We start from the raw sequence: 18110 nt of genomic DNA, 5'->3' as shown, positions 1-18110 counted from the left end.
GCCGGGTCACGGCGCCACCGGACCGGCCCGGGCCCGCCCCTGGGCCGTCCGGCTGGCGAGTGGCCCGAGCCGGACCGCGACCTCGACGGTCACCGCGACGACGGCGCCGTCGGCGACGGTGCACGCGGTGAGCGCGGCGCCGTTGGCCCGGGCGACCTCGCCGGCGGTGTCGCACGCGGCGGGGTCGCCGGCCACCGCCCGGGCGGCGCCCGCCAGGGCGGCCAGGTCGGCGGCCGCGCCGGCCCGGTGCCGGGCGACGACGGCGGCACCGACGAGCACCGCGGCCAGCCCGACCGCGACGAGGACCCCGGCGAGCGCCACGGTCCACACGGTCGCCGAGCCCCGCTCCCGGTCGGCGGTCACGCGCCGACCCCCGGCTCGAGCCGCGCGACAGAGGTGGCGCCGACCTCGACGCCGAGGCGCACCGGCCCGACCGGGACCACCTCGGCGCTGACCGTCACCCGGACCTCGCCGCCGGCGACCGCCACCGTGGTCACCGCGCCGTCGGGAGCCGCGCGGGCGGCCACCGCGCGGACGACGGCAGCGTCCTCTCCGCGGGCCGCGGCGCGGGCGCCCTCCCGGGCGGCGTCGACACAGCGCAGCTGCGCGCCGACCACCACCACCGCGGCCACGACGGCGGCCAGCACCAGCAGGAGCACGGGCAGCACGACCGCGGTCTCGGCGGTGACCATCCCGGCCTCCCGCCGTCCCCCGGTCCGGGACGGGCGCACGGTCAGGACAGGACGGTCAGCGCGGACTCGACCAGCTCGCCGAGGGCGCTGACGACGGAGCCGCCGGTGACCACCTGGTACAGCACCGCGGCGAAGGCGCACGCCGCGACGGTGCCGACGGCGTACTCCGCGGTGCTCATCCCGGCCTCCGGCTCGGCACGGACGCGTCGCCAGCGGGCGGCGAGCCCCCGCCGCGGGGCGCGCGTCGGCAGGGGCGGGGCGACGTCGTCGCCGGCCGGGTCGGGGGTGCGGGTGTCGACGGTCACGGGGTCCTCCTCGGGTCCGCCCCGCCGCTGCGGGGCACGACCCGACCCTGCGGCCGCGCCCCGCCCCGTTCCAGCACTCGCGCGGACCTGTGGGCGGGGACCGTCCCTGTGGACGGCTCAGCGGCGCAGCGCCTGGCTCTCCCGGTAGGACCGGTCGCGCACCTCGCGGAGGAACGCCACCGGCCGCAGGTCGTCGGCGCCGAGGGTGGGCCGGAAGCGCAGCCGCTCGGCCTCGGTGGCGGGCAGCTCCGCCCCGAGGGTCAGCCGCCCCCAGCGCGTCCAGCCGCCGGTGAGCGGTGCCGCCAGCAGCTCCCAGCCGGTACCGCTGTCGTCGGCGCGGGCGCCGAGCACCACGAGGCGCCCGGTGCCGGTGCGGTGGGGCAGCACGGAGGAGTACGTCCGGCCGAGCGGGTGCGGCAGGAACACGTGCCGCAGCCCCGGCGCGCTGCCCGCGGTGTTGACCAGCACGTCCAGCGGCCCGCCGTCCCGCCCCCGGCCGGGGAACCGGACGGCGAGGCCGAGCACGTCGGGCAGCGGCCGGGGCAGCCCGGCTCCGCGGGAGACGCGGACCACGACGTCGTGCGTGCCCGCCTCGTCGAGGACCCGGGCGCCCCAGGCGCCGTCCCCGTCGGCCACCACCCTCGCGGCGCAGGCCCGGCCGCGCGGGTGGACGACGCGGGAACCGCGCAGCGCCGTGCCGAGGGCGAGGGTGGTCGAGGTGAGGGCACGGGGGATCGCCAGCAGGTCCATGCCGCCCGGCTACCCGGTGGCCCTCCCCGGCGCACCCCGGCCGCGCGCGACGGTGGTCACCCGAACACCTGCCCGGCGATCCCGATGACCAGCGGCGCCACCCCGAGGCAGACGAAGGCGGGCAGGAAGCACAGGCCCAGCGGGGCGAGCACCCACACCCCGGCCCGGCGCACGCCGGCCTCGGTCCGGCTGCGCGCCGCGGTCCGCGCCTCGGCGGCGAGCACCCGCAGCGCCGGTACCGCGGCGGCGCCGGACTCCCCCGCCCGCACCAGGACCCGGCCGAGCCCGGCCAGCGGGCCCGGCGCGGCGCTCCACGCGACCCGTGGCGCGGCGCCCAGCCGGAGCCGTCCGGCGACGCCGGTCAGGGCGTCCCCCAGCGGCCCGGGCAGGGCGGGCGCGACGGCGGCGAGGGCACCGGCGACCGGCAGCCCGGCCGCGAGGCAGACGGCCAGCAGGTCGCAGGCCACCGGCAGCTCCGGGACCAGCTCCGCCGCTGCGTCGACCTCGCGTCCGGACCGCCGCAGCACCCGGTCGGCCAGCACCGCGACGCCGGCCCCCGCCGCCACCCCTGCGGCACCGCCGAGCAGCAGCGCGGTCGCCAGCCCGGCCGCCGCCGGCAGCAGGAGGCGGCGCACCCCGGCCGGCGGTGGCCCGGCCGGCCCGGGCGGGCGGCCGGCGCGCGGCCGGGACGGCGCCCCGCCGACCGTGCGCACCCGGGCCGCCACCCGCGCGCTCGCCGGCGGCCAGGCGAGCAGGGCACCGGCCAGGAGCAGGGCGGCCAGTGCCGGCGGACCGCTCACCGCAGCGCGCGGCGCACCAGCCGCGCCGACCAGCTCAGTCCGGCCGCCTCCAGCGCCACCCCGAGGACGAGCAGCACCTGCCCGGCGACCGTGGTGGTCAGCACCGCCCACGGGTCGGCGCCGATGCCACTGCCCATGGCCAGCCCCAGCAGCGGCAGCCCGGCCAGCAGCGCGGCGCTCGCCCGGGGGCCGGCGGTCGCCGAGCGCAGCTCCAGCCGCTGTCGCCGCCGGGCGCGCAGGTCGTCCTCGACGGCACCGACGACGGCGGCCAGCGAGCAGCCGGTGCGCTCGCTGAGCCGCACCGCCGCGGCCACCCGGGTCAGCGCCCGGTCCAGGTCGGTCCCGAGCGCCTCCGCGCCGCTGCCCGGCGCCCGCAGCGCCCGGGCGAGCGCCGCGCCGCTGCCGTCGTCGGCGCAGACGGTGACCGCGGACGCGGTGGCGGCCTCCAGCGGCCGGCCGCTGCGCAGCTCGGCGGCGAGAGCGGCCAGCGCGTCGGCGAGGGCGTCGAGCCGTTCCTCGTCCCGGCGGCCCTCCCGCTGCCGCAGCAGCGCCCGGACCCCCGCGCCCGCGACCGCGGCCGCGAGGGCGGCGACCAGCGGGGTGCTCACCAGCAGCCCGCCGGCTCCCGCCGCGGCACCGGCGAGCGCGGGCCAGGCCGGGGGTGGCAGCGCGGGGCGCCCCGGCGGCCGGTGCCCGCGGGTGAGCCGCCGGAGGCGCCGTCGTCGCAGCGCCGCCCCTCCGGGCCACAGCAGCGCCGCGACCGCGACCAGCAGCAGCGCGGCGGTCACGCCGTCGTCCCGCCCGCGAGCAGGGCGGCCAGCCGGCGCTCCCCCGGACACGGGCCGCCGTCGGCGCGCCACCCGGGCTCCACGGCGACCAGGTCGCCGTCGCGGCGCACCACACCGACCTCCTCCACCCGCCGGCCGGCCCCCGTCCGACGGAGGTGGACCACCACGGCCAGCGCCGCCGCGGCCTGGCTGTGCACCGCCCGGCGCTCCAGCCCCGCGGCCACGCCGAGCGCCTCGAGCCGGGCCGGGACCTCGCCGGGCCGGTTGGCGTGCAGGGTGCCGCAGCCGCCCTCGTGGCCGGTGTTGAGCGCCGCGAGCAGGTCGGTCACCTCCGCGCCGCGGACCTCGCCGACCACCAGCCGGTCGGGCCGCATCCGCAGCGCCTGGCGGACGAGGTCGCGCAGCGTCACCTGCCCGACGCCCTCGACGTTGGGTGGGCGGGTGAGCAGCCGGACGACGTGCGGGTGGGCCGGGGTGAGCTCCGCGGCGTCCTCGCACAGGACGATCCGCTCGCCCGCGGGGACCTCACCGAGCAGCGCGGACAGCAGCGTGGTCTTGCCCGAGCCCGTTCCGCCGGTGACGAGGAAGGCCAGCCGGGCCCGGAGCAGGCCCCGCAGGAGGTCGGCCGACCCACCGGGGAGCGTGCCCCGGTCGGCGAGGTCGGCCAGATCGAGGGAGCAGCGGCGCAGCACCCGCAGCGACAGGCAGGTGCCCGCACCGGAGACCGGCGGGAGGACCGCGTGCAGCCGGGTGCCGTCGGGCAGCCCGGCGTCCACCCAGGGCGCGGCGTCGTCGAGCCGGCGCCCGGCACCGGCCGCCAGGCGCACGGCCAGCCGGCGGACCGCGTCCTCGTCGGGGAAGCGCAGGCCGGCGCGCTCCAGGCCGGCGCCGCGGTCGACCCAGACCTCGTCGGGTCCGTTGACCAGCACGTCGGTGACGCCGGGCTCCCGCAGCAGCGGCTCGAGCGGCCCCGCACCGGCCAGCTCGTGCACCGCGTCGCGCACCGCGTCGAGGACGTCGGGGTCCCCGAGCAGGCCGGCCTCCTCCCGCACCAGCGCGGCGACGGCGGCCCGGCTGGGCGGGCCCGGCTCGAGGGCCAGGCGGGCGCGGACCCGCTCGACGAGGGGCAGCGCGCTCACGCCGCCCGCTCCCGGCCCACCCGCTCGCCGAGCAGCCGGCGGGTGAGCGCACCGAGCGGGCTGCGCGGGGCGACCGGCGGCGGCTCCCCGCGCTCGCCGCGCGCCGCGAGCCCGCGGTCGGCGGGCAGCTCGCCGGCCACCGGGCGCCCGGTCACCGCCACGACGTCCTCGGCGGACAGCCCGCCGGGGACCGGGCGCACGACGAGGCGGGCGGCCGACCAGGGTGCCGGCCCGCCGGGCGGTCCGGACACCAGCAGCCGGGCGGCCGAGGCGGCGCGCAGCCGGGCGGGCACCACCAGGACGGCGAGGTCGGCCTCGGCGAGCGCCGCCTCGGCCAGGCCCGTCCCGCCCGGCCCGGGACGGGGCAGGTCGACCACGACGGACCGCCCGGCCGACCGGGCGGCGTCGACGACCGCGGTCAGCGCCTCGGGCAGCAGCGGCGCCGGGTCCTCGCGGGAAGCGGCCAGCACGTGGACGCCCTCCGCCTCCGGCAGCGCCGCGAGCAGCGCGTCGCCGGCCACCCGCCCGCGGGTGCCGGCCAGCGCCGGCCAGCGCAGGCCCGCGGCGTCCTCGGCGCCCAGGAGCAGGTCGAGGCCCCCGCCCCACACGTCGGCGTCGACCAGCAGCGCTCCCCCGCTCTCCGCGGCGGCGGTGAGGGCGAGCGCGGCGGCCAGCGTGCTCGCGCCGGCGCCTCCGCAGCTGCCGCCGACGACCACCAGCCGTCCCCGCTCGACCGGCGAGCGCACCGCGCCCGCGGCCCGCGCGACCAGCCACGCCTCGTCGGCGGGCAGCACCGCGACCCGCTCGGCGCCGAGCTCGACCGCGGCCGCCCACGCCGCCGGCGGCAGCGGGTCGGCCGCGACCACGACCACGCCCGGGCGGCGGGGCAGCGCCCGCACCGCGGCACCGGCCAGCGCGTCGGCGCCGAGCAGCACCAGGGCGGCGTCGCGGTGGGCGCGGCGCAGGGCGGGGCCGCCGGTGGCGACCTCCGGTTCGGTCCCGGCCGTGGCGAGCAGGCGGAGGACGTCGTCGAGCAGCTCCTCGTCGGAGCTGACGACCACCGGTCGGGCCGGCGGGGACGGGTGGGCGGTCGGGGCGTGGCGAGCGGGCACGCGCCCGAGCCCAGCGCAGTGCGGGTGCTCCGCGACCGAGCCGCCGCGACCTGTGGATGACCCGGACGGGTGTGGACGGCGGCGCGATCCCCGTCACACCCCGCCGGCCCGCTTACAGTCGTGAGCTGTGACCCGCGCTGCGGCGTTCTTCGACCTGGACAAGACGGTCATCGCCAAGTCCAGCACGCTGGCCTTCGGCCGCCCGTTCTTCGCCGGCGGGCTGATCAACCGCCGCGCCGTGCTCAAGGGCGCCTACGCGCAGTTCACCTTCTCCCTCGCCGGCGCCGACGCGCAGCAGATGGAGCGGATGCGGGCGCAGATCACCCGGATGGCCACCGGCTGGGACGTCGCCACGGTGCACGAGATCGTCCGGGAGACGCTGCACGAGATCGTCGACCCGCTGGTCTACGCCGAGGCCGCCGACCTCATCGAGGAGCACCGGGCGGCCGGGCGGGAGATCGTCATCGTCTCCAGCAGCGGTGCGGAGATGGTGGAGCCCATCGGGGAGATGCTCGGTGCCGACCGGGTGGTGGCCACCCGGATGGTGACCGCCGACGGCCACTACACCGGCGAGATCGACTTCTACGCCTACGGGGAGAACAAGGCCGTGGCGGTGCGGCAGGTGGCCGCCGAGAGCGGCTACGACCTGGCCGACTGCTACGCCTACAGCGACTCGATGACCGACCTGCCCATGCTCACCGCGGTCGGCCACCCCACGGCGGTCAACCCCGACCGGGCGCTGCGCCGGGCCGCGGTCGAGCGCGGCTGGCCGGTCCTGGAGTTCACCCGGCCGGTGGCCATGCGCTCCCGCTTCCCGGTGCCACCGGCGCCGGTGGTGCGCGGCGCGGCCGTGGGCGTGGGGGCCGCGGTGGCCGGGCTGGCCTGGTACGCGCGGCGACGGGCGCTGCGCGTCGTCGCCGCGGCACCCGTCGCGCTCCCCGTGCCGCCCCCCGGGCGCTGGCGGCGCCGCGGGGCCTGAGGGAGGGCCGTCCCCTAGACCCCCAGCCGCTCCCGGACGCCGTCGACCAGCGTGCGTGCGGCCGAGACCGGCGTGAACGCCCGTGCGGCCGCCGTGAGCGCTGCCTGCTCGTCGGCGCGCAGGTCGATCTCTCCGGCCGCCGCGTTGGCCTCCACCTGCTCCACGCTCGAGGCCCCGGGGATGACCACCACCCGGGGCAGCGACACCAACCAGGCGAGGGCGATCGTCCCCGGCCGGACGCCGTGGGCACCGGCGACCTCGCGGAGGACGTCGAGCAGCGGCTGCACGCGACGCAGGTTCTCGGTGCCGAACAGCGGGTTGGCCGCCCGCACGCCACCGGGCCGGTGGTCGGCGTCGTACCGGCCGCCGAGCAGTCCCTGCGCGAGCGGGCTGTAGGCGATGACCACCCGGCCCTCGCGCTCGGCGAAGGGCACCAGGTCGTCCAGCGCGCCCGGCCGGGCGAGGGAGAACTGGACCTGGTTGCTGGTCACCGGCCGGCCGAGCGCGGCGTCGGCGGCCCGCCAGCGCCCGAGCGGGTAGTTGGAGACGCCGACGGCGCCGATGCGGCCCTCGCCGAGGAGCGTGCGCAGCCCGGGCATCGTCACCGTGTCCGGGACGACGGGGTTGGGCTGGTGCACCTGGTAGAGCGGGACCCGCTGCAGGCCCAGCCGCCGCGCGCTGCCCGCGAGCCGGCGCCGGACGACCGGCGGGAACGGCGCGACCGGGAACAGCTTCGACGCGACGACGACCTCGGCGCGCTCGTCGCCCAGCGCCTCGCCGAGGATCCGCTCGCTGCGGCCGAAGCCGTAGACCTCCGCGGTGTCGAAGAGGGTGACGCCGAGGTCGCGGGCGCGGCGCACGACGTCCCTCGCCGCGCCGGTGGCGTACTCCTCGCCGTAGCCCCACTCCCGGGAGCCGAACTGCCAGGTCCCCAGCCCGATCCGGCTGACCCGGCCGAGCCCGTCGACGTCGAGGTACCGCACCGGCCCACTGTCCCCCGGGCCGGTGCGGGGCGCAGGCCGGCGTCAGCCGCGCAGGATCGCCTCGGCGATCGCCAGGCCCTCCCGGGCGCCGAGCTCGGTGGCGCGGCAGCAGTGCACCAGCCAGGCGGCCACGCCCTCGGGACCGCCGGAGGCGTAGCCGGCCAGCCTCGCCCGGTACTCCTCGGCGCCGAGCTCGGCGAACCCGACCTCGGGCACCGACACCGCCTTGGGGTCCAGCCCCCGCCCGATGACGGTCAGCCGGCCGGCGGCCCGCGCGACGACGCCGTCGGCCGTGCCGAAGGGCGCCAGCGCGGCCAGCTCGCCGTGCGCGAGGCCGGCGACGAGGACCGCGGGCACCGTCGAGGTGCCGGTGACGAGCTGGAACAGCCCGGTGAGCCGGGGGCCGGCGTGCGGCGCGGGCCGGCCGAGGTCGGCGCGGTCGGCGAGGTCGGCGGCGGCCAGGACGTGCAGCCGGGCGAGCACCTGCCCGGGCGCGCGGGACCAGGTGTCGACCATCGACCCGAGCGCCACCGAGACGCGCAGCGAGCCCTGCACCACCGGGTCGTCGACCGAGCCGGCGCGGAGGTCGGCCAGCGGGACGTCGACCCCGTCGAGGGCGGCCGACGCCCGGGCGCCGCGCAGCGCCGACTCGGTGCTGACCTCGGCCGACCGGTTGCGCATCAGCCGGTGCGCCAGCAGCCGGTCGATGCCCGCGCGTGCGGCGTCGGCGGCCTCCCGCACGCCGGGGAGGTCGAGCAGCGGCGCCAGCGGGTCGGGCCCCGCGGGCCGGCCGGCGGGACGGGCGGCGCCCGGGCGGACGGGGATGGTCACGCCCCGACGGTACGAGCACCCCGGCCGGACCCCGCCGTCGCCTGCCCTACGCTCGGCGACCACCATGGCGCGCCCGCTCACCCTCCTCCTCGTCCGGCACGGCCAGAGCGAGTGGAACGCCGCCGGGCTCATGCAGGGCCAGACCGCGCACGTGCCGCTCACCGAGCTGGGGCACCGGCAGGCCGCCGCCGCGGCCGCCGAGCTGGCCGCGCTCCGGCCCGGGGCGGTGCTGTCGAGCGACCTGCTGCGGGCGGTGCAGACCGCCGAGCACTGCGCCCGCGCCGTCGGGCTGCCGTTCACCACGACGCCCGCCCTGCGCGAGCAGGGCTACGGCGTGCTGGAGGGCCGGCCGTCCCGCGAGCTGTGGGACGTCGTCGACTGGACCGACCCGCACTGGTCGGCCGAGGGCGGCGAGAGCCTGGCCCAGCTGCACGGGCGGGTCGCGGACCTCCTCGCCCGGCTCTCGGCCGACCCGCCGGCCGACGTCGTCGCGCTGGTCACCCACGGCGACACCATCCGGGCGGCGCAGGCGGTGGCGGCCGGCCGCGGCCCGGCCGACCTGCCGGCCGTCACCCCGCACAACGGCACGGTGACGCGTCTCGAGCTCGCCGGGGAGCCCGCGCCGTGAGCCGGGTGCTGGTCCTCGGCGGCTCGCGGTCGGGGAAGTCGGCGCACGCCGAGTCGCTGGTCGCCGACCGCGCGGACGTCGTCTACCTGGCCACCTCGGCCCCCGTCGCCGACGACGCCGAGTGGGCCCGCCGGGTGGCCGCGCACCGGGCCCGGCGCCCGGTCGGCTGGACGACGGTGGAGACGACGGCGCCCAGCGACCTGCTGCGCGGCGGCACGGTCCTGGTCGACAGCGTCACCACGTGGGTGGCCGCGCTCATGGACGAGACCGGCGTGTGGCGCGAGGAGCCCGGCGCCCCCGACCGGCTGGCCGGCCGCGTCGACGCCCTGGTCAACGCCTGGGCGATGACGCCGGCGCACGTGGTGGCGGTGAGCGACGAGGTCGGCCTGGGCGTGGTCCCGGAATCCCGGGCCGGGCGGCTGTTCCGCGACGCGCTCGGCGAGGTCAACCAGCGGCTGGCCGGCACCGCCGACGAGGTGTGGTTCGTCGTCGCGGGCCTGCCGCAGCGGCTGCGGTGAGCGCCCGGCCGAGGTGGGCCGGCCCGCTGGAGTCGGTGGCGCTGCTGACGGTGGTACGGGTGCCGGCCGCGGCGGCGGCGTCGACCCGCGGGGTGCTGCCGTGGGCGCCGCTGGTGGGGCTGGGGCTCGGCGCGGTCGCGGCCGGGGCGGGTGTGCTCGGGGCCCGGCTGGTGTCCCCACTGACCGGGGCGGTGGCGGCGCTGGCCGTGCTCGCCGTCCTCACCCGCGGCCTGCACCTCGACGGGCTGGCCGACACCGCCGACGGGCTCGGTCCGCTGCGCGGCCGGGAGCGCGCGCTGCAGGTGATGCACCGGGGCGACGTCGGCCCGTTCGGCGTGGTCACGCTGGTGCTGGTCCTGCTGCTGCAGGCGGCGGCCGCGGCGGCCCTGCTCGGGCGGGACGGCGGCTGGCTGGCGCTGTGGGCGGCCGTGGTCGTCGCGCGGCTGGCGATGGCGCGCACGGGCCTGCCCGGCGTCCGCACCGCCGAGGGGTCCTCCCTCGGTCAGGCGGTGGCGGGCACGGTGTCGCGCCCGTGGCTGGGCGGCTGGCTGGTGGTCACCGCGGCGCTGGCCGGGACGGCGGCGTGGTCGGTCGCGGGGCCGGCCGCGGCGGCGGTCCTGGTCGCCGGGGGGGTCGTGGGCCTGCTCGCGGCCGAGTGGCTCCGGGCCCGCGCGACGACCCGCCTCGGCGGGGTGACCGGGGACGTGATGGGGGCGATGGGCGAGGTGGCGGCGACCGTCGTCCTGCTGGTCGCCGCCACCTCGGTGACGTGAGCGAACGGCCCCCTCGCAGGGCCCCGGCACGAGCGGAGCGAGTGCGGGGAGGTGAGGTGCTGGAACGGCCACCCTCCCCCGCGCCGAGCGTGCGAGGAGGGTGGCCCTTGCTTCAGCGGCGGCCGGTCAGCGACCCGAGCAGCCGGCCCAGGCCACCGGAGGCCGCGGTGCTCGGCACCCCGCGGCCCGTGCGCCGGGGCGGGGTGGCCATGCGGGTGCGGCCCATCCCGCGGCCCATCCCACGGCCGGTGGCCATGCCGCGGCCGCCCATCCCACGGCCGCCGGCCGCGGTGCGACCCGCAGCGGCGCGGCCACCGGCGGCGCCCCGACGAGCCGTGGTCTCAGCAGTTCCGAGGAGTCGGTTGAGGATGCCCATGCGCCCGGGGTTACCCAGCGCACAGGGTTTACGCGTCGGTTCCGGCCAGATCCCGGCGCGCCGTCACGCTGCGCGCGGGTGTCGGCTCAGGTCGCGGCGCCCTGCTGGGCCGGCGTCTCCCCACCCTCGAGGTCACCCTCGGTGTCGAGGTACGCCTGGCGCAGCCCGGCGAGCACCGCGGGGTCCGGCTCGGCCCACATCCCGCGGTCGACCGCCTCGAGCAGCCGCTCGGCCATCCCGTGCAGCGCCCACGGGTTGGACCGCTCCAGGAACTCCCGGTTCTCCGGGTCGAGCACGTAGGTCTGCGTGAGCTGCTCGTACATCCAGTCGGCCACCACGCCGGTCGTGGCGTCGTAGCCGAACAGGTAGTCGACGGTCGCGGCCAGCTCGAAGGCGCCCTTGTAGCCGTGCCGGCGCATCGCCTGCAGCCACTTCGGGTTGACCACCCGCGCCCGGAACACCCGCGAGGTCTCCTCGGTCAGCGACCGGGTGCGCACCTGCTCGGGGCGGGTGGAGTCGCCGACGTAGGCCGCCGGTGCCCGCCCGGTGAGCGCGCGGACCGTGGCCACCATCCCGCCGTGGTACTGGAAGTAGTCGTCGGAGTCGGCGATGTCGTGCTCGCGGGTGTCGACGTTCTTCGCCGCGACCGCGATGCGCCGGTAGGCCGCCTCCATGTCCGGCCGGGCCTGCACGCCGTCGAGGTCGCGGCCGTAGGCGTAGCCGCCCCACACCGCGTAGACCTCGGCCAGGTCGGCGTCGCCGCGCCAGTCGCGGGAGTCGATCAGCGAGAGCAGCCCGGCCCCGTAGGCGCCCGGTTTGGAGCCGAACACCCGGGTGGTCGCCCGCCGCCGGTCGCCGTGCCCCGCGACGTCGGCCTCCACGTGGGCGCGCACGAAGTTCCGCGCCGCCGGCTCGTCGAGCCCCGCCACCAGCGTCACCGCGTCGTCGAGCATGGTCACCACGTGCGGGAAGGCGTCCCGGAAGAAGCCCGAGATCCGCACCGTGACGTCGATCCGCGGCCGGCCGAGCTCGTCGAGCGGCACCGGCTCCAGCGAGGTCACCCGCCGCGACGCGTCGTCCCACACCGGCCGGACGCCGAGCAGCGCGAGCACCTCGGCGACGTCGTCACCGGAGGTCCGCATCGCCGACGTCCCCCACACCGACAGGCCCACCGAGGGCGGGTACTCCCCCGTGTCGGCCAGGTAGCGCTCCAGCAGCGACTCGGCCATCGCCTGGCCGGTCTCCCAGGCCAGCCGGGACGGGACCGCCCGGGGGTCGACCGAGTAGAAGTTCCGCCCGGTCGGCAGCACGTTGACCAGCCCGCGCAGCGGCGACCCCGACGGCCCGGCCGGCACGTACCCGCCGTCGAGGGCGTGCAGCGTGGCGTCGAGCTCGTCGGTCGTGCGCTCCAGCCGTGGCACCACCTCGTCGACGGCGAACCGCAGCACGTCGGCGACCGTCGCGTCCTCCCGCCCGAGCACGGAGCGCACCACCGGCCCGACGGCGCCGCCCGTCCAGCCGGCGGCCTCCATGCCCGCGACCAGCGCCTCCGCCTGCGCCTCGACGGCGTCGGTGGCCCGCAGGCCGGCGCTGCCGTCCTCGGTCAGGCCCAGCGCCTCGCGCAGCCCCGGCAGCGCCACCGCGCCGCCCCAGATCTGCCGCGCCCGCAGCATCGCCAGCACCAGGTCGACCCGGTCCTGACCCGACGGCGGCGTCCCGAGCACGTGCAGGCCGTCGCGGATCTGCGAGTCCTTGATCTCGCAGAGCCAGCCGTCGACGTGCAGGATCATCTCGTCGAAGTGGTCGTCCTCCGGGCGCTCGGCCAGCCCGAGGTCGTGGTCGAGCTTCGCGGCCTGCAGCAGCGTCCAGATCTGCGCGCGGACCGCCGGCAGCTTCGCCGGGTCCATCGCCGCGACGTTCGCGTGCTCGTCGAGCAGCTGCTCCAGCCGCGCGATGTCGCCGTAGGAGTCGGCCCGGGCCATCGGCGGGACCATGTGGTCGACCAGCGTGGCGTGCGCGCGGCGCTTGGCCTGCGAGCCCTCCCCCGGGTCGTTGACCAGGAACGGGTAGACCAGCGGCAGGTCCCCGATCGCGGCGTCCGGCCCGCAGGAGGCCGACAGGCCGACGGTCTTGCCCGGCAGCCACTCCAGGTTCCCGTGCTTGCCGACGTGCACCAGCGCGTGCGCGCCGAAGACCGACCGCAGCCACCAGTAGGCGGCCAGGTAGTGGTGCGAGGGCGGCAGGTCGGGGTCGTGGTAGATGGCGATCGGGTTCTCGCCGAAGCCGCGCGGCGGCTGCACCATCACCACGACGTTGCCGGCCCGCAGCGCGGCGAAGACGACGGCGGGGCCGTCGGGTCCCGAGTCGTCCACGAACAGCGAGCCCGGCGGCTCGCCCCAGTGCTCGACCATCGCGCCGCGCAGGTCGGCCGGCAGGGTGTCGAAGAAGCGCCGGTAGTCCGCGGCGGGGATGCGCACCGGGTTGCCCGACAGCTGCTCCTCGGTCAGCCAGTCGGCGTCCTGGCCACCCGCGGCGATGAGCGCGTGGACCAGCGCGTCGCCGTCGAGGTCGGCCACACCGGGCAGCGCGTCGGGGCCGTCGAACGGGCCGGTGTCGTAGCCCTGCCCCTGCATGGCGGCCAGCAGCCGCACCACCGACGCCGGGGTGTCCAGCCCGACGGCGTTGCCGATGCGCGCGTGCTTGGTCGGGTAGGCGCTGAGCATCACCACGATCCGGCGCTCGGCGGGCGGGGTGTGCCGCAGCCGCGCGTGCGCCACCGCCGTCCCGGCCACCCGCGCCGCCCGCTCGGGGTCGGCGACGTAGTGCGTCAGCCCGTCGACGTCGGTCTCCTTGAAGGAGAACGGCACGCTGATCAGCCGGCCGTCGAACTCGGGGATGGCCACCTGGTTGCCGACGTCGAGCGGTGAGAGGCCGTCGTCGTCGGCCAGCCACTCCGCCCGCGACCGGGTGAGGCACAGCCCCTGCACCACCGGCACGTCCAGCGCGGCGAGCTGGCCGACGTCCCACGCGCCGTCGTCCCCGCCGGCCTGCGCGGTGGCCGGCCGGGAGCCACCGGCGGCGAGCACGGTGACGACGAGCGCGTCGGCGGTGCGCAGCACGTCGAGCAGCTCGTCGGACACGCTGCGCAGCGAGGAGGTGAACACCGGCAGCGCCTGTCCGCCGGCCTCCTCGATCGCCCCGCACAGCGCCTCGACGAAGGCGGTGTTCCCCGCGAGGTGGTGCGCCCGGTAGTAGAGGACGGCGACCCGCGGGCCGGTGCCGGACGACGGCCGCTGCAGCACCCCCCAGTCCGGCGCCACCGACGGCGGCTCGAAGCCCTCCCCGGTGAGCAGCACCGTGTCGGAGAGGAACCGGTGCAGCTGCACGAGGTTGTCCGGGCCGCCCTGCGCCAGGTAGCCGTGCGCCTCGGTGGCCACGCCCATCGGGACGGTCGAGAGCTCCATCAGCTCGGCGTCGGGCACCTGCTCCCCGCCGAGGACGACGACCGGCGCGGGCCCGGCCAGCAGCGGCGCGAGCAGCTCCTCGTACTGCCGGCGCACCCCGAGGAGGCGGACGACGACCAGCTGCGCGCCCTCGGTCAGCGCGGCGGTGCCGTCGTCGCCCAGCCGGGCGGGGTTGCCCAGCCGCCAGTCGGCGCCGCTGGCGCGGGCGGAGAGCAGATCGGTGTCGCTGGTGGACAGCAGGACGAACACGCGGTCAGACGCTACCGCCCGTCGCGGCGCCGGCCGCCGCGCGACCGGCGCCGCGACGGGGGTCAGCCGGCGCCGAGGGCGTCGGCCAGGCGGTGGTGCACCCGCGCCTCGGCCGGGCGGTTCTGCCGCTCCAGCGTGCGGGCCAGCGCGCGGCGGGCCCACCCGTTGGCCGGCGCCAGGTCGACCAGGCGCAGCAGCGCCGCCTCGGCCCGCCGCAGCTGCGCGGAGCCGAAGTAGCTGCGGGCGAGCAGCTCCAGGGCCGCCGCGTTGCCCGGCTCCGCCGCCACCAGCGGCTCGAGCAGGCGCGCGGCCTCGACGGGCTGGCCCATCGAGAAGAACAGGTCGGCGCGCAGGAACTCCGAGTGCAGATCGAGGTCGTTCCGCTGGGTCACGGCCGGTCAACCGCGTCCCCGCTCCGCCTCTTCCCGGTCCGACACGCCCGGGTGGAACACGGGACGAGGGAGTCCGGAACCAGGTGCATCCGTACGCCATCGAGTTGGGAACAACCGGTACGGCACCACCCGAACCCGAGGAGCCCCGTCATGGCCCTGTCCCTGCACCGCCACCGGACGGCCGACCGCGCACCGGCGACCGCCCGCTCCACCTCCACCCCCGCCGAGCCGCCCGCCACCGGGGCGTCCCCGGCGACCGAGCCGGGTGCCGCCGAGCCGGGTGCCGACGGGCCCGCCGACGCCCCGGCCGGGCAGGGCGCCCGCGTCTACACCGTGCAGCGCATCGGCGCGTTCGCCGTCGCCGGGGTGATCGCCGTCTTCGGCGTCCTCGGCTTCGCCAACGGGCTGGCGTTCTTCTCCACCGACGGCGAGCAGGTCCTCGGCCTGTCCTCGAACGGCCTGCTGTCGACGATCTCGATCGTGACCGCCGTCGTGCTGGTCGTCGCCGCCTTCCGCAGCCCGCGCACCGCCTCGACGGTCATGATCGTCATCGGCGTGCTGTTCCTCGTCTCCGCGCTGGCCAACCTCGCCGTGCTCAACACCGACCTCAACGTCCTGGCGTTCGGACTGAGCAACGTCGGCTTCTCCGTCGTCGCCGGGGCGGTGCTGCTCCTGCTCGGCGCCTACGGCCGGGTCGGCGGCCACCTGCCGCCCGACAGCCCGTACGCGCGGGAGTCCGCCGACGACGACGTCTCCCCGGTCTCGGCCGACGAGTACCCGTCGACGCCGGCCGAGTTCGCCGCCGAGCGGGCCATGCGCGCCGCCGAGGTGGCCGTCGTCCAGCACGTGGCCTCCTTCGAGCAGCGCCGCCGCGTGGCCGCGATGGGGCAGGTGACCACCCGCAAGGAGCGCCGCGAGGTGTGGATGTCCTTCGACCGGGCCCGCCACCAGGCCTGAACCCCGCGGGGTCGTGGCGCCCGCGTCGTAGCCTCGCGGGCGCCATGACCACCGCAGCCCGGACCACCGCCCGTGCCCGCGCCGACGCCTGCCCCGGCGCGCTGCAGACCCACCCGGCCGCCGACGGCGAACTGGCCCGCGTGCGCGTCCCCGGCGGCCTGCTCACCGCGGCGCAGCTGCGGGTGCTCGCCGCCGCCGCGCGGGACCTCGGCGACGGCGCGCTGGAGCTGACCAGCCGCGGCAACCTGCAGCTGCGCGGGCTCGCACCGGGTGCGCCGGCCGCGCTCGGCGCCCGGCTGGCCGCGGCCGGCCTGCTGCCCAGCGAGAGCCACGAGCGGGTGCGCAACGTGCTGGCCAGCGCGCTCACCGGCCGGGCCGGCGGGCACCTCGACGCGCGGCCGTGGGTCACCGCCCTGGACGCCGGCCTGTGCGCCGACCCCGCCCTCGCCGGCCTCCCCGGCCGCTTCCTCGCCACCCTCGACGACGGCCGCGGCGACGTGACCGGGCTCGGGGGCGACGTCGGCCTGCTCGCGCTGTCCCCCGCCTCGGTGGCCCTGGTGCTCGCGGGCACCGACAGCGGGCTGCGCGCGGCCCCCGCGGACGCCATCGGCCTGCTGCTGGCCGCCACCCGCGCCTTCTCCGCCGAGCGCGCCGCGCAGGGCGGCACCGCGTGGCGGCTGGCCGAGCTCGACGAGGGCCCCGCGCGGGTGGCGGCCCGGCTGCCCGGCCCCCGTGTCACCCCGGCCGGCCTGCCCGGGGCGCCGGAGGCCGGCCCCGTCGGCGCGGAGGCGCAGGCCGACGGCCGGACGGCGCTGGTCGGCGTCCTGCCCCTGGGCCGGCTCTCCGCCGGCCAGGCCGACCTGCTCGCCTCGCTCGCCGACGAGGTGCAGCTGACCCCCTGGCGCAGCGTCGTCGTCCCCGACCTCGCCGAGGACCGCGTGGACGACGCCGCCGTCGACCTGCACCGCACCGGCGTGGTGTTCGACGCCGACAGCCCGTGGACGCGGGTGACCGCCTGCGCCGGCCGCCCCGGGTGCGCGAGGTCGCTGGCCGACGTGCGGGCCGACGCGGCCGCCGCGGTCGGCGGCGGGACGCTGCCCGGCGGTGTCCGCGTGCACTGGGCCGGGTGCGAGCGCCGCTGCGGCCGGCCCCGCGGCGAGGTCCTCGACGTCGTCGCGACCCCCGACGGCTACCGCGTCGGCTCGTCCTCCGGGTAGCGGGCGCCGGCCGCGATCTCCGTGCCCTCGGCCAGCTGCGCCCGCCTGCCCACCAGGGTGACGTCGCCGTCACCGCCGACCGTGCACCCGCGGCCTACGTCGACGCCGTCGTCGACCACCGCGCGCGTCACCGTCGCCCCCGAGCGGACCCGCACGCCGGGCAGCAGCACCGAGTCGACGACGGTCGCGCCGGCCTCCACCACCACGCCGGGCGAGAGCACCGAGCCGCGCACGTCGCCGGAGACGCGGGTGCCGCCGGACAGCAGGCTGTTCTCGATCCGGCCGTCGTCGAGCACCCGGGCCGCGCTGCGCCGGCCCCCGCGGGTGTGGATCGGCCAGTCCGGGGCGTCGAGGTCGATCGGCGGCTCGGCGGACAGGAAGTCCTGGTGCGCCTCCCAGTAGGACTCCACCGTGCCGACGTCGCGCCAGTAGCCCCGCAGCGGGTGCGCGCGGGCCCCGCCGTCCTGCGTCTGCGCGGGCAGCAGGTGGGTGCCCAGGTCCTCGAGCCCCTCCTCGCCGTGCTCGGACCGCAGCTGCTCGAGCCGGTCCAGGGTGGGCCCCGGGCGGAAGACGAACACCTCGTTGGTGGCCGTCGTGGTCGCCGGCTCGTCGGGCTTGTAGGCGTAGCCGGTCACCCGCTCGCCGTCGACCTCCACGATGCCGTAGCGCGAGGCGTCGTCGGCGGCGACCTCGGTGGTCACCATCGTCACCTCGGCCCCGGACGCCAGGTGGGCGTCGGCGACCTCTCGGTAGTCCAGCTCGTAGACGGCGTCGGCGCTGACCACGACGAGCGCATCGGCGCCGAACGCGCGGATCAGGTCGGCCTGCCGCCACAGCGAGTTGGCGGTGCCGGTGTTCCACCCACCGCGCTCGGTGCCCTGGAACGGCGGCAGCGTCATCAGGCCGCCGGTGGTGCGGTCGAGGTCCCACGGCCGGCCGTTGGCCAGGTGCTCGGCCAGTGAGGTCGGGTGCTGCTGGATCGACACCCACACGTCGGCGATCTGTGAGTGCTGGCAGTTGCTCAGCGGGAAGTCGATGAGCCGGTAGACGCCGGCGAACGGGACGGCCGGTTTGGCGCGGTTCTCCGTGAGCAGCTGGAGCCGGCCGCCGGCGCCACCGGCCAGCACGAGGACGAGCACGCGAGGGAGGGCCATGCC

General features: G+C 78.6%; 20 protein-coding genes. 6 read left to right on the top strand and 14 right to left on the bottom strand.

Annotation, left to right across the window (positions count from 1 at the left end; genetic code table 11):
• Positions 1 to 6: 6 nt before the first annotated feature.
• The 8 genes from BLQ97_RS07000 to ssd form a co-directional block, all read right to left on the bottom strand.
• The gene (locus BLQ97_RS07000; protein ID WP_091364656.1) at positions 7 to 363 is read right to left on the bottom strand and encodes an Rv3654c family TadE-like protein; all 357 of its coding nucleotides are present in this window, start codon (positions 361 to 363) and stop codon (positions 7 to 9) included.
• The gene (locus BLQ97_RS06995; protein WP_091364654.1) at positions 360 to 692 is read right to left on the bottom strand and encodes a TadE family type IV pilus minor pilin; all 333 of its coding nucleotides are present in this window, start codon (positions 690 to 692) and stop codon (positions 360 to 362) included. The genes BLQ97_RS07000 and BLQ97_RS06995 overlap by 4 nt, the downstream gene beginning before the upstream one ends.
• A 41-nt stretch (positions 693 to 733) precedes the next feature.
• Positions 734 to 997 (bottom strand): DUF4244 domain-containing protein, encoded by a 264-nt coding sequence (locus BLQ97_RS22870; protein WP_139173496.1) that lies wholly within the window; start codon positions 995 to 997, stop codon positions 734 to 736.
• A 117-nt stretch (positions 998 to 1114) separates the two neighbouring features.
• Positions 1115 to 1747: a hypothetical protein gene (locus BLQ97_RS06985; RefSeq protein WP_091364652.1), complete on the bottom strand. Its 633-nt coding sequence runs from the start codon at positions 1745 to 1747 to the stop codon at positions 1115 to 1117.
• Positions 1748 to 1803: 56 nt separating this feature from the next.
• Positions 1804 to 2547: a type II secretion system F family protein gene (locus BLQ97_RS06980; RefSeq protein WP_245691939.1), complete on the bottom strand. Its 744-nt coding sequence runs from the start codon at positions 2545 to 2547 to the stop codon at positions 1804 to 1806.
• Positions 2544 to 3335, bottom strand: a complete 792-nt coding sequence (locus BLQ97_RS06975) for a type II secretion system F family protein (protein ID WP_091364651.1) — start codon at positions 3333 to 3335, stop codon at positions 2544 to 2546. The genes BLQ97_RS06980 and BLQ97_RS06975 overlap by 4 nt, the downstream gene beginning before the upstream one ends.
• Positions 3332 to 4474, bottom strand: a complete 1143-nt coding sequence (locus BLQ97_RS06970; protein ID WP_091364649.1) for a TadA family conjugal transfer-associated ATPase — start codon at positions 4472 to 4474, stop codon at positions 3332 to 3334. Before BLQ97_RS06970 ends, BLQ97_RS06975 begins: the two co-directional genes overlap by 4 nt.
• On the bottom strand, positions 4471 to 5586 hold the full coding sequence (gene ssd, locus BLQ97_RS06965; RefSeq protein ID WP_217637083.1) for a septum site-determining protein Ssd: 1116 nt from the start codon (positions 5584 to 5586) through the stop codon (positions 4471 to 4473). The genes BLQ97_RS06970 and ssd overlap by 4 nt, the downstream gene beginning before the upstream one ends.
• Before the next feature lie 127 nt (positions 5587 to 5713).
• On the opposite strand from ssd, the gene BLQ97_RS06960 reads away from it, so the two are divergent.
• A complete protein-coding gene (locus BLQ97_RS06960; RefSeq protein WP_091364644.1) occupies positions 5714 to 6565 on the top strand; it encodes an HAD family hydrolase in 852 nt (283 codons plus the stop codon).
• Positions 6566 to 6579: 14 nt separating this feature from the next.
• Here the strand turns inward: BLQ97_RS06960 and BLQ97_RS06955 are convergent, their stop codons facing one another.
• Together BLQ97_RS06955 and BLQ97_RS06950 are read right to left on the bottom strand one after the other, a co-directional pair.
• Complete coding sequence (locus BLQ97_RS06955; RefSeq protein ID WP_091364642.1) at positions 6580 to 7548, bottom strand: aldo/keto reductase; 969 nt, start codon at positions 7546 to 7548, stop codon at positions 6580 to 6582.
• Between the two features lie 42 nt (positions 7549 to 7590).
• Positions 7591 to 8379, bottom strand: a complete 789-nt coding sequence (locus BLQ97_RS06950) for a Fic family protein (protein WP_091364641.1) — start codon at positions 8377 to 8379, stop codon at positions 7591 to 7593.
• Between the two features lie 64 nt (positions 8380 to 8443).
• Here BLQ97_RS06950 and BLQ97_RS06945 point away from each other — a divergent pair, with 64 nt between their 5' ends.
• Genes BLQ97_RS06945 through BLQ97_RS06935 form a run of 3 tightly spaced genes read left to right on the top strand, consistent with a single transcriptional unit; the run spans position 8444 to position 10298 of the window.
• On the top strand, positions 8444 to 9007 hold the full coding sequence (locus BLQ97_RS06945) for a histidine phosphatase family protein (RefSeq protein ID WP_091364638.1): 564 nt from the start codon (positions 8444 to 8446) through the stop codon (positions 9005 to 9007).
• Positions 9004 to 9525 (top strand): bifunctional adenosylcobinamide kinase/adenosylcobinamide-phosphate guanylyltransferase, encoded by a 522-nt coding sequence (gene cobU / locus BLQ97_RS06940; protein WP_091364636.1) that lies wholly within the window; start codon positions 9004 to 9006, stop codon positions 9523 to 9525. The genes BLQ97_RS06945 and cobU overlap by 4 nt, the downstream gene beginning before the upstream one ends.
• A complete protein-coding gene (locus BLQ97_RS06935) occupies positions 9522 to 10298 on the top strand; it encodes an adenosylcobinamide-GDP ribazoletransferase (RefSeq protein WP_091364634.1) in 777 nt (258 codons plus the stop codon). Before cobU ends, BLQ97_RS06935 begins: the two co-directional genes overlap by 4 nt.
• Before the next feature lie 112 nt (positions 10299 to 10410).
• Here BLQ97_RS06935 and BLQ97_RS23820 read toward each other — a convergent pair whose 3' ends face one another.
• The 3 genes from BLQ97_RS23820 to BLQ97_RS06920 all read right to left on the bottom strand — a co-directional run bounded on the left by BLQ97_RS23820 (position 10411) and on the right by BLQ97_RS06920 (position 14779).
• Positions 10411 to 10554, bottom strand: coding sequence for a hypothetical protein (locus BLQ97_RS23820; protein WP_245691937.1), 144 nt, complete (start codon positions 10552 to 10554; stop codon positions 10411 to 10413).
• Between the two features lie 206 nt (positions 10555 to 10760).
• Positions 10761 to 14387, bottom strand: coding sequence for a cobaltochelatase subunit CobN (gene cobN, locus BLQ97_RS06925; RefSeq protein ID WP_091364630.1), 3627 nt, complete (start codon positions 14385 to 14387; stop codon positions 10761 to 10763).
• Positions 14388 to 14449: 62 nt separating this feature from the next.
• Positions 14450 to 14779: a tetratricopeptide repeat protein gene (locus tag BLQ97_RS06920; RefSeq protein ID WP_091364628.1), complete on the bottom strand. Its 330-nt coding sequence runs from the start codon at positions 14777 to 14779 to the stop codon at positions 14450 to 14452.
• Between the two features lie 150 nt (positions 14780 to 14929).
• Here BLQ97_RS06920 and BLQ97_RS06915 point away from each other — a divergent pair, with 150 nt between their 5' ends.
• Together BLQ97_RS06915 and cobG are read left to right on the top strand one after the other, a co-directional pair.
• Entirely contained in the window at positions 14930 to 15736 is an 807-nt protein-coding gene (locus BLQ97_RS06915; RefSeq protein ID WP_091364625.1) for a DUF4383 domain-containing protein, read from the top strand.
• A 44-nt stretch (positions 15737 to 15780) separates the two neighbouring features.
• Positions 15781 to 16953 (top strand): precorrin-3B synthase, encoded by a 1173-nt coding sequence (gene cobG, locus BLQ97_RS06910; RefSeq protein ID WP_091364624.1) that lies wholly within the window; start codon positions 15781 to 15783, stop codon positions 16951 to 16953.
• Here cobG and BLQ97_RS06905 read toward each other — a convergent pair.
• Entirely contained in the window at positions 16926 to 18107 is a 1182-nt protein-coding gene (locus tag BLQ97_RS06905; RefSeq protein ID WP_091364622.1) for a glucose-1-phosphate adenylyltransferase family protein, read from the bottom strand. The genes cobG and BLQ97_RS06905 overlap by 28 nt on opposite strands.
• Between the last annotated feature and the right edge of the window lie 3 nt (positions 18108 to 18110).

The sequence above is a fragment of the Geodermatophilus telluris genome (genome assembly GCF_900102745.1).
GTDB lineage: Bacteria > Actinomycetota > Actinomycetes > Mycobacteriales > Geodermatophilaceae > Geodermatophilus > Geodermatophilus telluris.
The sequence above is the reverse complement of the archived record's forward strand: the minus strand, read 5'-3'. Positions and strand labels throughout refer to the sequence as shown.